The organism is uncultured Arcobacter sp., assembly GCF_937982575.1.
GTDB lineage: Bacteria > Campylobacterota > Campylobacteria > Campylobacterales > Arcobacteraceae > Arcobacter.
In genome coordinates this window covers 37,268-50,350 of record NZ_CALJLR010000012.1, presented here as the reverse complement: position 1 = coordinate 50,350, position 13,083 = coordinate 37,268, and the positions used below count along the sequence as shown (strand labels likewise).

General features: G+C 31.4%; 10 protein-coding genes. All 10 read right to left on the bottom strand.

Annotated features, from left to right (window positions below; genetic code table 11):
• The coding region (locus Q0617_RS09375) for an Ig-like domain-containing protein (protein WP_298752806.1) at positions 1 to 1,116 on the bottom strand (1,116 nt) is incomplete at its 3' end.
• A 131-nt stretch (positions 1,117 to 1,247) separates the two neighbouring features.
• Complete coding sequence (locus Q0617_RS09370) at positions 1,248 to 2,543, bottom strand: ATP-binding protein (protein ID WP_298752804.1); 1,296 nt, start codon at positions 2,541 to 2,543, stop codon at positions 1,248 to 1,250.
• A gap of 61 nt (positions 2,544 to 2,604) precedes the next feature.
• Positions 2,605 to 3,048: a Sua5 YciO YrdC YwlC family protein gene (locus Q0617_RS09365; RefSeq protein WP_298752802.1), complete on the bottom strand. Its 444-nt coding sequence runs from the start codon at positions 3,046 to 3,048 to the stop codon at positions 2,605 to 2,607.
• Positions 3,048 to 6,287: a carbamoyl-phosphate synthase large subunit gene (carB, locus tag Q0617_RS09360; RefSeq protein ID WP_298752800.1), complete on the bottom strand. Its 3,240-nt coding sequence runs from the start codon at positions 6,285 to 6,287 to the stop codon at positions 3,048 to 3,050. Before carB ends, Q0617_RS09365 begins: the two co-directional genes overlap by 1 nt.
• A gap of 125 nt (positions 6,288 to 6,412) precedes the next feature.
• A complete protein-coding gene (locus Q0617_RS09355) occupies positions 6,413 to 7,096 on the bottom strand; it encodes a ThiF family adenylyltransferase (protein WP_298752798.1) in 684 nt (227 codons plus the stop codon).
• Between the two features lie 103 nt (positions 7,097 to 7,199).
• Positions 7,200 to 7,358: a hypothetical protein gene (locus tag Q0617_RS09350; RefSeq protein WP_298752796.1), complete on the bottom strand. Its 159-nt coding sequence runs from the start codon at positions 7,356 to 7,358 to the stop codon at positions 7,200 to 7,202.
• Between the two features lie 95 nt (positions 7,359 to 7,453).
• Positions 7,454 to 7,606, bottom strand: coding sequence for a hypothetical protein (locus tag Q0617_RS09345; RefSeq protein WP_298752794.1), 153 nt, complete (start codon positions 7,604 to 7,606; stop codon positions 7,454 to 7,456).
• A 35-nt stretch (positions 7,607 to 7,641) separates the two neighbouring features.
• Complete coding sequence (hsdR, locus tag Q0617_RS09340; RefSeq protein ID WP_298752790.1) at positions 7,642 to 10,050, bottom strand: EcoAI/FtnUII family type I restriction enzme subunit R; 2,409 nt, start codon at positions 10,048 to 10,050, stop codon at positions 7,642 to 7,644.
• On the bottom strand, positions 10,047 to 11,174 hold the full coding sequence (locus tag Q0617_RS09335) for a restriction endonuclease subunit S (protein WP_298752788.1): 1,128 nt from the start codon (positions 11,172 to 11,174) through the stop codon (positions 10,047 to 10,049). Before Q0617_RS09335 ends, hsdR begins: the two co-directional genes overlap by 4 nt.
• The gene (locus Q0617_RS09330; RefSeq protein WP_298752786.1) at positions 11,171 to 12,622 is read right to left on the bottom strand and encodes an N-6 DNA methylase; all 1,452 of its coding nucleotides are present in this window, start codon (positions 12,620 to 12,622) and stop codon (positions 11,171 to 11,173) included. The genes Q0617_RS09335 and Q0617_RS09330 overlap by 4 nt, the downstream gene beginning before the upstream one ends.
• Between the last annotated feature and the right edge of the window lie 461 nt (positions 12,623 to 13,083).

The window sequence follows — 13,083 nt, the reverse complement described above, 5'->3', positions numbered from 1 at the left end:
TCCATCTTCTGCTACTGTTGCTGTACTTTGTACTTCTAATGTTGGCGCATCATTTACATCTGAGATTGTTATTGCACTTGTTTGTGTTGTTGTTGCTCCATCATCATCTTTTGTTGTTACTGTGATTGTATCTGTTCCATTATAATCTGCATCTGGTGTATATGTGATTGTTCCATCACTATTTACTACTACTGTTCCATGCTCTGCAGTTGCTGTTGTTTCTACTATTGTTCCATCTACATCTGACGCATTAAATGTTATTGTTGTACTTCCATCTTCTGCTACTGTTGCTGTACTTTGTACTTCTAATGTTGGCGCATCATTTGTTCCAGTAATTGAGATAGTCAATACAGTAGTTGTTGTTGCTCCAACATCATCTGTTACAGTTAAAGGTATTGAAAAAGTTTCTTTTTCTCCTTCAGATAAATAGTCATATGAATTTGCATCAAAAGTATAAGTTCCGTCAGGATTAATTGTAAATCCTTCTGGTGCTACATTTCCAGCTGTTATTCCAATTGTTGCTGTTCCATCTATATCTGAAAATGCCACTTTTCCATTAACTATTTCATCTTCTAAAACAGCATCGCTTTTTGCTGTTGCTGTAGGTGCAAAATTACTACTATTTGTACTTGAGAATGATTGTTCATCATCTCTTATTGATCTTTGTCTCTCATCATTATTTTCATTTTCATCATTAGGATTGATAGGTTCATCAGTTAGAGGTATTTCGTTTCCAAGAATATTTAATGATGATGCTTTATTACCAGCAGCAGCTTCTTCAATTAAAGCTAAAAGTTGTTCAAAAAAGCTTACTTCTTCATACTCACCATCTTCATTCATAAAGGCAATAGCTGTTATGTCTAATTTATCCATTAGTCCATTGCTTACATCACCACTATTATCACTTATTAAATCAACTATATTTTGAACTACTACATTATGCCCGTCAGGAAATGTAATTTTTAATGAACCATCAACTATTTCAAGATTTAGAGAAGTTGCCAATTCAGGAACAAATACATAATCACCTTTTTGTACATTAATTAAATCTGTTTCACTTATTTGGTATGATGAACTTTCACCATTTGGACTTTTAACTGTAATTTGTGATGCCATAATCAATCCTTTAATTATCTTTATACATTAATTTTAATCTTTTTTGACAAGTATATTTCTTAAGTTAAACTTAAAGTAATGTTTTTTATAGCTTTTTTTGTAGGTAAGTATGTTTTAAAACATACTTATAACTACTGTTTTGTAGGGGTTGTTTTTGAGAAGATTATGTATTGTTTATTTAGTGTAGTTTTAAACTCACAAGCTTTTTCTCTAAGTATACTGTAGCTTTGTTCGAGCTTTTGAGAATCTCTCCATTTGGTATCTATAAAAATAATATTTTTAGAATCATATGCGATTATATCGATTTGAGTATCTTTATTATTCCACCAGCTTCCAATATTAGTTGGAGTAAATCCTAAAAATTTATATGGGTCTTTTTTTACCAAGTTTAATATGTATGTTTTATATGCGCCTCGTTCTATACTTCTAGTAAAGTCATTTCTTATATAGCTAATCACACTGTATATATCATCTTTTTGTAAAGCAGAATAGTTTGGATAGATATAACAAAACCAAAACTTTATAAAATTGTCCTCTATCTCATATCTTCCAAATTTACTTTTTTTGATATTTTCATTTAAAGGCACATGCTTTTTTATAATCATGATATCAATAAGTTTTTGCAAGTATCTAGTTAGATATGTAGATTTTAGATTTAAAAAGTTTGCTATGTCACCTATTTTATTATTACCTAAAGCTATAGCATAAAGTATTGAAGAGTATGTAGATATTTCATTTAAATCTTTTTTCAAGAAATCAATACCTTCACTAAAAAAGAGTCCTTCATAACTTAAAAAGTTCTCTTTTATATTTAAAAGAAAATCTTTTTTGGGATTATATAGCTTTAAGTATTCTGGGTTTGTCCCCAAGGCACTAAAGATATGAATTATATCTCCAGCTTCTATATCAGGAATAAACTCTTTGATACTTGAATATGGTAGATTATTTAGTTTTATTATATTTGAAGATTTTTTATAAATATATTCATCATCTTTATCGCTTGAATATATTGAAGATAAAAAAATTATTTGTATATTTATTGCAGATAGCTCTTTATTCCATGTTTTATAAAAAGTATTTAGTGCACCTTTTTCTACTTTTAATAGGTTTTGAAAATCATCAAGAACTAAAACCAATTTTTCTTCTATTTTTTCTTTTGTTAATATTTGAAGAAAAGACTCAAAGTTATCAAATTTTTCTATTTTTTTATCAAAAAAGTTTTCTAGGCTTTTATGTATGTTTTGAAAAGCAATAGAATTAGTCATCTCTAAAAAAGAGATATAAAAAGCTTTTTTACTATTTATGTAGTTGTTTATAAAGGTAGTTTTACCTATCTTTCTTCTTCCAAACACAAAATTAAATGAAGAGTTTGGTATAGAGAAATCATTTTCTAATATTTCAAGCTCATTTTCTCTATATAAAAACATTAATTGCCCTTTTTAAAATAATATTTTATTCTATGAACTTATGACTTAATAAAGTCTTAGATTACCTTAGTTTTTTAAATTTAGTTTTATTTAACTTAAATAATTTTGATGGAACATCTTCATAAAAGCCATTTTTATCTATTACTATAACATCTACTACACTCTTTGTATACTCTTCATCAAAGTTCTTTTTTGCTTCATTTGCTGAAGATGAATATAAGACTTTAAACTTCTTTATAAAGTTATAAAAATCAGAATCTTTTTGTATAAGCCTAAAAGACTCACCCTTTGGGTAGATAAAAGTACTATTTTTTGAGTTTCTAACTCTTTTTTTATGTTTATTGGGAATTCTTGTAAAGTTTTGTAGTGTTTTAAAAGAGTCTACTGTTCTAAGTATCTTTTGCTCTTTTGGTCTTTTTTTTATAACTGCTAGCTTTTCATTATCATTTGATGAAAAGCCAACAGTTGTATCTGTTTGTACTAAAAAAACAGAATCTGGATTCATTAGCTGTTTAAAAACTCTTGGATAGATTTAGGTGACAATCCATCTTTCTTTTTGATTTCTCTCATGGCTTCAAGACAAGCTAAAGCAGCAGCAGCTGTTGTTACATATGGTATATTCATTTTAAGAACACTTCTTCTAATAGATTTACCATCTTCTTTTGATGACTCTTTTCCATCACTTGTATTAATAGCAAGGGCTATTTCACCATTTGTTATTGAGTCAGTGATATTTGGTCTACCTTCAGAAATTTTAAGAACCTTTTCACACTCAACTCCAGCATCAACAATAGCTTTATGAGTTCCACCAGTAGCAACTACTGAGAAACCTTCTTCAACTAATCCACGAGCTATTTTAGGTGCAAACTCTTTATCTAAATCACAAAGAGAAATAAATACTTTCCCCTCTCTTGGAAGGTCATTTTTAGCTGCACTTTGAGCTTTTGCATATGATTCACCAAAGCTATCAGATATACCCATAACTTCACCCGTTGATTTCATCTCAGGAGTTAAAATCATATCTGAACCACTAAGTTTGTTGAATGGGAAAACTGCCTCTTTAATAGCTACGTGATTTTTAAGTATTGGTTTTAAAACACCATTATCTTCCCAAATAAGTTCACTATTATATGTGTCAAGGGCATTTCTTAAACTCTCTCCCCACATAACTCTAGTAGCCACTTTTGCAAGTGGCATACCTGTTGCTTTAGATACAAAAGGAACTGTTCTTGAAGCTCTTGGATTTACTTCGATTAGATAAATTTGTCCTTTATGAATAGCATATTGTGTATTCATAAGTCCTACAACACCAAGACCTAGTGCCATATTTTTTGTTTTTGTTTCAAGCTCTTTGATTAACTCATCACTAATAGAAACAGGAGGTAAAGAACAAGCAGAGTCACCTGAGTGAACACCAGCTTCTTCAATATGTTGCATGATACCACCAATATATACTTCTTTACCATCACAAATACAATCAACATCAAGCTCAATTGCTCTATCAAGGAATTTATCTATTAGTACAGGTGCATCATTTGAAACAGAAACTGCTTCGTCCATATATTGTTTTAACTCATTTGTAGAGTATACGATTTTCATCCCTCTTCCACCAAGTACAAATGATGGTCTTACAAGTACTGGATAACCTATTCTTTCAGCGATTTCAATAGCTTCTTCAACTAAAACTGCTGTTCCATTTTCAGGTTGTAATAATCCCGCATCTTCAACGAATTTTGAGAATTTTTTTCTATCTTCTGCTAAATCAATAACTTCAGCAGTTGTTCCTATGATTTTAGCTCCTGCTGCTGTTAGGGCATTTGCAAGTTTAAGTGGAGTTTGTCCCCCAAAGTGTACGATAACACCGTCTGGGTTCTCTTTTTCTACTACACTTCTAACATGTTCAAAATCAATAGGCTCAAAATATAAAATATCTGAAATATCATAATCAGTAGATACAGTTTCAGGGTTACAGTTGTACATAATAGTTTTGATACCCATTTCAGCTAAAGCAAATGAAGCATGAACACAACAATAATCAAACTCAATACCCTGTCCGATTCTGTTTGGTCCACCACCTATAATCATAACTTTCTTTTCGTTTGTTATTTTATTAACTTGTGGGATTCTATTTACGTTTGTAGTTGAGTAAAGATAAGGAGTCAAGGCTTTAAACTCAGCAGAACAAGTATCAACTTCGTTGTACTCAAAATCTACTTCTAATACTTTTCTTGCTTGATAAACATCTTCTTCAGTTTTTCCAACAAGTCTTGCAATCATAGCATCAGAGAAACCATTTGATTTGGCTATTCTCATATCTACTTCATTACTTAAAATTGATTCATCAATTGATTTTTCTATATTTATTATTTGTCTAAATTTAGTTAAAAACCATGGATCTATTTTTGATAATTCAAAAATATCTTCATTGGTAAGACCTAGTCTCATACCATCCATTAGGTATTGAAGTCTTTTGTCATTTGGTCTTCTAATCTCTTTTTTGATTAAGTCCATATCAGTAGAAATAGAATCAAAACCTATAAGTCCTGTTTCAAGTGAACAAAATGCTTTTTGAATAGACTCGTTAAATGTTCTACCCATAGCCATAACTTCACCAACTGATTTCATAGAAGTTGTAAGTGTAGAGTCTGCTTTTGGGAACTTTTCAAAAGTAAATCTTGGGATTTTTGTAACAACATAATCAATTACTGGCTCAAAAGATGCAGTTGTTCCTGTAATATCATTTTCAATCTCATCAAGTGTAAATCCAACAGCAAGTAGTGTTGCAACTTTTGCAATAGGATAACCAGTTGCCTTAGAAGCTAGTGCCGAAGAACGAGAAACTCTAGGATTCATCTCAATAACTATCATTCTTCCAGTTTTTGGACAAATAGAGAACTGTACATTTGAACCACCTGTATCAACTCCGATTTCTCTAAGAATTGCAAATGAAGCATTTCTCATATCTTGATACTCTTTATCTGTAAGAGTAAGTGCAGGAGCTACTGTAATACTATCTCCTGTATGAACACCCATTGGGTCTAAGTTTTCAATAGAACATACGATGATACAGTTATCTTTGTTATCTCTGATAACTTCCATCTCATACTCTTTCCATCCAAGCATAGATTCCATTATCTCAATTTCATTGATAGGAGAGGCTTCAATTCCAGCTTCTGCAAGTAGTTTAAACTCATCCATGTTGTAAGCAACACCACTTCCTCCACCTGCAAGGGTAAAAGATGCTCTAGATATAACTGGGAAACCAATCTCTTTTGCAAGTTTTATTGCTTCATCAACGCTATAAGCATTTGCACTTTTTGGTAAATCCATTCCGATTTTTATCATTGCTTCATTGAAAAGATGTCTATCTTCACCTTTTTTAATAGCATCTGGATGAGCTCCTAAAAAGTGTACACCTTCTAACATACCTTTGTCATACATAGAAGTAGCAACATTAAGTGCTGTTTGTCCACCCATTGTAGGTAAGATTGCATCGATGTTCTCTTTTTTGATTATTTTAGCAATCATATCTTCTGTAATTGGCTCGATATAAGTTCTGTCAGCAAACTCAGGATCTGTCATAATAGTGGCTGGATTTGAGTTGATTAAAACAACTCTATAACCTAACTCTTTCAATGTCTTAGTAGCTTGTGTTCCTGAATAATCAAATTCGCAGGCTTGCCCAATGATAATAGGACCAGAACCGATTAATAATATAGATTTTATATCTTCTCTTTTTGGCATTTATTAGTTCCCCGTATATGTAGTAAAATTTGGAAATAATATCTAAAAAGTACTTAAAAAATGGTTATCTGAGAAAAATTATTTTGAAGTTTATTTTTTTTATAGAGCAAGAATTGCTCTATAATTTATTCTGTAGGAAGTTTGAAGTTTTTGTAATTAATTACACCTTCTTCATCAAATGAAAGATAATATAAAACATCTTTTTTAACTGGCAATCCAGCAAGATATCTTAAGGCTAAATTTGCTTGAAGAGAACCCACATGCATCACAATAGGACAAGCGATACCATTTGGTTTTCTATCATTTACTTGAAAAACTGCTTCATAAGATGCTTTTTCGAAAAAGCAAACTTGACCATGAAACTCTTCAACACTACCATATATCCAAGCTTGATTGTTATTTATGCAGTATTCATTGATATCAGCTCTTGTAGGAAGATTGTCTGTTCCATCAATGATAAGGTCAAACTCTAAACCTCTTTTTGCAAAATCTTGAAAAGACTCTTTATAAGCAGTAACTTTTGTATAAGGACATCTAGCTTCAATAAGCTCTTTTAAAACCTCACACTTATATTTTCCATCATCACCAACTTTGAAACCAATTTGTCTATGGATATTGTGAACTCCCACAGTATCAAAATCCACTAAAGTAAACTCCCCTATTCCAGAAGCCCCAAGTGCGATACCAAGTGTACATCCTAGCCCTCCACTTCCTATGATAGCTACCTTTTTACCTTGAAGTGAGTCTTGAGTCTCTTGCCCCCAAAGTTTTATCTGTCTGTTAAAGTATTCGTTAAATTCTTCTTGCATATCAAATCCTTACTGTATAAGTATAGTTTATCTTTATTATTTTATTTTGTAATCATAGCAAATTTAGTTTAAATTAGTTTGACTAGAGCCAATTATTTTATGTTTAAAATCTTTTCTCTTGAAAATCTGAGATTTCCGCTTCTTCACTTTTTGGTGGCAAAAAGTAAAACAAAAAGCCACCAACGGCTGCGAAGCCAAAGGTTCCCTCACTTATTATTTTTATCTTTTCTGCTTGGTAAAACTCGCTTATTAAAACTTCCATTTAGGAACTTTTAAACACTCAAACAGTTAGCAATCTTGTTTAGAAAAGAGAAAAATAAACGCTCAGCTTCTGTAGATGTTGGGATTTTAAATAAATTATCTTTTAGCTGATACTTTGATACCATATTTTTCTCTTAAAATTTTTGCTTCAGCAATAACTTCTTTTGAGGGCTCTTTATATCCTTCAATACTTTGAGTTGTTTTTATAACTTTTTTTAAATAATCTTTATCTAAAATTCTTTTAGTCATCAATACTCCTTTAAAGCTATATTATATCAAAAAATTCAATTATACTCAGGTTTTGGTTGGGCGACTAATAAGTCATTATCATAAGTATTATTTACTATATCTTCATATAAATACTTTTGAAACCCTATAAAAGTTTCTCGGATACTTTTTATATCACCTATACTTTTTTTTGCATCTTCTAGAGCATCATATTTTATAATTAATAAATCTTTTAATCTAGCATCATCAAGTTCATTTACACCATTCTCAACATACTGACTCAACACAAAGTTTAAAAACTCTTGTTTTCCTTCATCATATCCACTAATTTTCATCTTAGCTTTTGTTGCTCTTTCTAGTCTTGGAACTAAATCTTTATGATAAGCGATATATGACAACACATCAAAAAGGTCACTATCTTCACCATGTATTACTTCTTTTAAGTTTTCAAGTTGTTCTACACTATAACCCGCTTCGCTCAACTCTTCAATCAATCTTTTTCTTGTATCAGGTAAACTCCAAATTCTTCTTAGTTCTTCTTCATTTCCAAAAAACTCTGGTATTTTATCAAAAAGTTTACTCACAAACTCAGATGAAGAGATAGGTTTTCCCTCTGGTGAATAAAATAGTGTTTGAACCATAGAGTCAAGTTCTCGTGCTTTTCCATTTGAAAGTTTTACTCTTATCATTGTTCTTGGATTATCACAAACACAAGGTAAATTATCGCATATAGGACAAGGGACTGGTTCAGGTTTAGGACAAGTACAAGGTAACTGACCGCATAGTTTACAAGGCTCTTTTGGTGGCTTTGGAGTTGGTTCTTCTGGGTCTATTTGTTCACCATCCCAATCAGGGTCATGAAAATGTGTATGATTTTTATAAAAATCAAAAATAGTAAAATAGTCTTTCCCATCAAAAAGTCGTGTTCCTCGACCAATGATTTGTTTGAACTCTACCATTGATTTTACTTTACGCATTAGTACAATATTTTTTATCTCAGGAGCATCTACACCAGTACTAAGTTTTCTCGATGTTGTGAGTACTGTTGGGATTGATTTTTCATTATCTTGAAATTGCAATAAAAACTTCTCTCCACGACTTCCCTCATCAGCTGTAACTCTATGACAATAATCTATGTTTTTACTTTTAGCTTTTTGATTGATAAGGTTTCTTATAGCAGAAGCGTGAGCTTGGGTTTCACAAAATACCAAAGTCTTTTGACTTTGATTCATCATCTCCATAAAAAGTTTTACTCTGTACTTCTCTATTCCCATGATTTCTATGATTTTATTTTGTTCATCTAGTGTGTATTCTTTTCCCTCTTCTATTTCACCTTCTAGTACTTCATCATCTTTAGTAAAGATATAACTATCTCCTGTAGTTGAGATGTTTTTCACTTTAAAGGGGGTCAAGAAACCGTCATTTATCCCCTCTTTTAAGGAGTATTGATAAACTGGCTCTCCAAAGTAATCATAAGTATCTCCGTTGACATCTCTTTTTGGAGTGGCTGTTAGTCCTAGCTGATAAGCTGGGCTAAAATACTCTAAGATAGCTCTCCATTTACTCTCGTCATTTGCTCCACCTCTATGACACTCATCTATGATGATAAAATCAAAAAAGTCATTTGGATACTGTCCAAAATTTGGTGTGTCACTCTCTCCACTCATAAAAGTTTGAAATATAGTAAAAAATACATTTCCATTGGTTGGAACTTTATTCTTTTTTCGTATCTCACTTGGGTCGATTCTAACTAAAGTCTCTTCATCATCGAAAAAATTAAATTTATTGAAAGCTTGATTTGCCAATATATTTCTATCTGCTAAAAATAGAATTCGTGGAATTCTTGAAAAATCTTTTTGAATATTCCATTTTGCATGAAAAAGTTTCCATACTATTTGAAAAGCAATATCAGTTTTTCCTGTACCAGTTGCAAGGGTGAGTAAGATTTTTTTCTTATCTTGTGCTATTGCTTCAAGAGTTTTATTTATTGCGTTGTTTTGGTAATATCTTGGATACCAAGTTCCACCTTTATCGTTTAGTGGTATATCGTAAAACTTGTCTTGGAGAGTATCTTCTTTTGGGAAAGTCATATTCCACAATTCATCTGGTGTTGGAAAATGTGCTACATCACCCTCTAGGCTTTCATCCATATCTATTTGGTAGATAGCTTTTCCATTGGTTGAGTAGGTAAATCTTATCTTTAAGCGCTCGGCATAATCTTTGGCTTGTGTTACACCATCGCTGTAGTGCAGGTCTCTTTTTTTAGCTTCTACTACTGCTAAATTTCTATTTTTGTAAACAAGAACATAGTCAGCACTCAAAGGTTGTGCTCGTCTTCCATTTCCAAGAAGTCTCCCTTTTGAGATAGGAAACTCTCTTCTGATACGACTATTTTCCACTACTCCCCAACCAGCTTTTACTAGCTGTGGGTCTATGAGTTCGGCTCTTGTTTCTGTTTCATTCATGGTATAAGTTCTCCACTAAATGCTTTTTGTAAGATTGATTTTTTTAGTTCTTCTAGATTTTCTAGCTTTTGTTTATAATGTTCTTTTAGTTGTTTTGTTTGTTCATTTAATTTATCAATATTATTAATTAAAATTGTTTGAATATCTATATTCGGATAAGGGACAGGAATTAAATTTAATTTAGTTTGATTTAATTTTGGTTGAGCCATTCCACTTATATAATCATCAAGTTTAATAGAATTCAAATAATACTCAACAAATTTTTGATTTATCTTATTTTCAAATTTCAATATATGTGCATGATTATTTACCCAACATTTGCCACTAACTGAAAAAGCAATAGGATAAGTTCTAGCTAGTAGATTTGCACCATCTTCAGAAACCAATAATAAATCTTCATCAAATATATAATCTTCAACATAATCAACAATACCTGATGCACCGTAATAAGGAATTTTTCCTTCAGTTCTTTTACTCTTAGTAATAGGTATTCTTTTATTATCAAGATTTAAACTAATCTGATTTAATTTTTTTTCTTCCCAACCATCACCTTTTTGAGAAAATATTTCATTTAATCTACTTTGAAAAAGCTCTTTAGTATTTTGTATATTTTTTTCAATGTTTGTTTTTGCTTGTTCTATAGATTCAAAAGCTTTATCTAAAATCTCTACAATTTGTTTTTGCTCTTCAATTTTAGGAAATGCTATTTTTATTCTTCTTAAATCATCATTGTAGAGCCTCGAAATTGTAGCACCTCTTGAAGGATTCCAATCGCAAAAACCATAAAATTTATATAAATATTCATTCAATACTTTTTTTCCATCATTATCAATCCAAACTATATTTGAATCTTGAAAATAAGCGGGTTCTCCATCATATATTACTCTTCTACCAATAGTTCCTGAAGCAGATAAAAGAATATCTCCTTTTTTAGGAAAAGAATATTTTTTTTTAAATTCATTATAAATTTCTTCAGATATAAAGGCATTTGCATGTTTTCCAAATGTTCCGATTTTATAAAATGGAATTCCACTTACAGCATTTGTTTGTTTTTTCAAAATTCGCTTACACATAGAAACTTTACCTATTTCACCTAAAGTTTCTTCTCTCCAACCTTGTTTCATACCAACTCTTTAATAGAAGCTAAAATTTTATTTGTCTCTTTATCTAAAGTTTCCATCTCTTCTAAAATCTGTCGAGGAGTTCTTAGTTCAGCTTCATCAGGAGTATTCGCATTTTTTACACTTAAGTCATAAGTGGTTTCATCTATATTGTGAATATCTACACTCCAAGAGTTTTCACTCTCTTGTTTACTTTTTTGTAAAGTTTTAAAGTCCAACATATCCTTATCATTTAAAGGATTTGTTTTCCCCATATTTCGCCCAGCATTGAGTGAGTAGTACCAGATTTTTTTAGTAGATTCACCTTTTGTGAAAAACAGTACCACTGTTTTCACTCCAGCCCCAGTAAAAGTACCTGCTGGCATATCTAAGATGGTATGAAGATTACAACTCTCTAAAAGATGTTTTCTCAAAGTTATAGAAGCATTGTCACTATTACTTAAAATAGTATTTTTGATTACAATTGCTGCGCGACCGCCAGCTTTGAGTGACTTAATAAAGTGTTGCATAAATAAAAAGGCTGTTTCACCTGTCTTTATATCGAAGTTTTGTTGTACCTCTTTCCTCTCTTTTCCACCAAAAGGGGGATTTGCTAGGATTACATGGTATCTGTCTTTTTCTTGTATATCACGGATAGGCTCACCCAAAGTGTTTGTATGTTTGATATTTGGTGCTTCTATACCGTGCAGAATCATATTCATAATACCTATGACATAAGCTAAGTTTTTCTTCTCTTTTCCAAAAAAAGTTCGCTCTTGTAGGATTTTTAGATTATCTACATTTTTATTCATTCTCTCATACATATAATCATACGCTTCACATAAAAACCCAGCACTTCCAACTGCACCATCATAAACTTTTTCACCAATTTGAGGGTTTATTATATCTATCATAGCTCGAATAAGTGGTCTTGGAGTATAGTACTGACCTCCATTTCTTCCTGCATTTCCCATGTTTTTAATTTTGGTTTCATAAAGGTGGCTTAGCTCGTGTTTATCTTTTGATGAGCGAAAAGGGAGTTGGTCGGCATACTCTAAGATTTCTCGTAAGTTGTATCCACTTTGGATTTTGTTTTTCAGCTCAGAGAATATCTCACCGATTTTGTACTCAATAGTTTGAGCATGTTCAGCAGTTTGTTTAAACTTTGCTAGATAAGGGAAAAGTTTACCATCTACAAATTGAACTAAATCAACCCCAGTCATAGCTTTATGATGGTCAATCTTTCCATCAACTTTTGGCATAGCCCAAGAGTTCCAACGAAACTCTTCATCTAAAATATAAGTATATTCTTTGCCTTCAAGTTCTGCTATTTCTGCTTTTTCATTTTCAAGTTCATCAAGATATCGTAAAAACATTATCCAAGAGGTTTGCCCTATATAATCGAGCTCACTATCAGCACCAGAGTCTTTCCATAAAATGTCGTCTATATTTTTAAAAGTTTGTTCAAACATTCATTTCCATTTATATATTATTTAATTTTGTAAGATAGATATTATAGCAATATTATATTTATTTCTTGTTAGAGTTTGTAAAAGAGAACTTTTAAATCAAAAAATTTCAATATCCCAGCCCAACATCTACAGAAGCCGAGCGTTTATTTCTCTTTTCGGAAAAGACTTGCAACTGTTTGAATATACAAATATGCTAGAGAGCATATTTGTATATGAGTTTTGTAAGGCAGGAAAGATAAATAATAAGTGAGGGAACCTTTGGCTTCGCAGCCGTTGGTGGCTTTTTGTTTTACTTTTTGCCACCAAAAAGTGAAGAAGCGAAAATCTCAGATTTTCAAGAGAAAAGTTTAAAAAGTCTAAGACGGTTAAAGAAGAGTAAAAGCGGAGATATTTATATCTTCAAGAGCAAATTTCAAGCATAAAAAAAGGGCACCTTTTCAGTACCCCTGCCATCGGCGAGC

Coding starts and splice junctions, on each gene's coding strand:
- Q0617_RS09345 (WP_298752794.1), bottom strand. CDS start 7,606: ATGACTAAAAGAATTTTAGATAAAGATTATTTAAAAAAAGTTATAAAA.
- carB (WP_298752800.1), bottom strand. CDS start 6,287: ATGCCAAAAAGAGAAGATATAAAATCTATATTATTAATCGGTTCTGGT.
- Q0617_RS09365 (WP_298752802.1), bottom strand. CDS start 3,048: ATGAATCCAGATTCTGTTTTTTTAGTACAAACAGATACAACTGTTGGC.
- Q0617_RS09335 (WP_298752788.1), bottom strand. CDS start 11,174: ATGAAACAAGGTTGGAGAGAAGAAACTTTAGGTGAAATAGGTAAAGTT.
- Q0617_RS09355 (WP_298752798.1), bottom strand. CDS start 7,096: ATGCAAGAAGAATTTAACGAATACTTTAACAGACAGATAAAACTTTGG.
- Q0617_RS09370 (WP_298752804.1), bottom strand. CDS start 2,543: ATGTTTTTATATAGAGAAAATGAGCTTGAAATATTAGAAAATGATTTC.
- hsdR (WP_298752790.1), bottom strand. CDS start 10,050: ATGAATGAAACAGAAACAAGAGCCGAACTCATAGACCCACAGCTAGTA.
- Q0617_RS09350 (WP_298752796.1), bottom strand. CDS start 7,358: ATGGAAGTTTTAATAAGCGAGTTTTACCAAGCAGAAAAGATAAAAATA.
- Q0617_RS09330 (WP_298752786.1), bottom strand. CDS start 12,622: ATGTTTGAACAAACTTTTAAAAATATAGACGACATTTTATGGAAAGAC.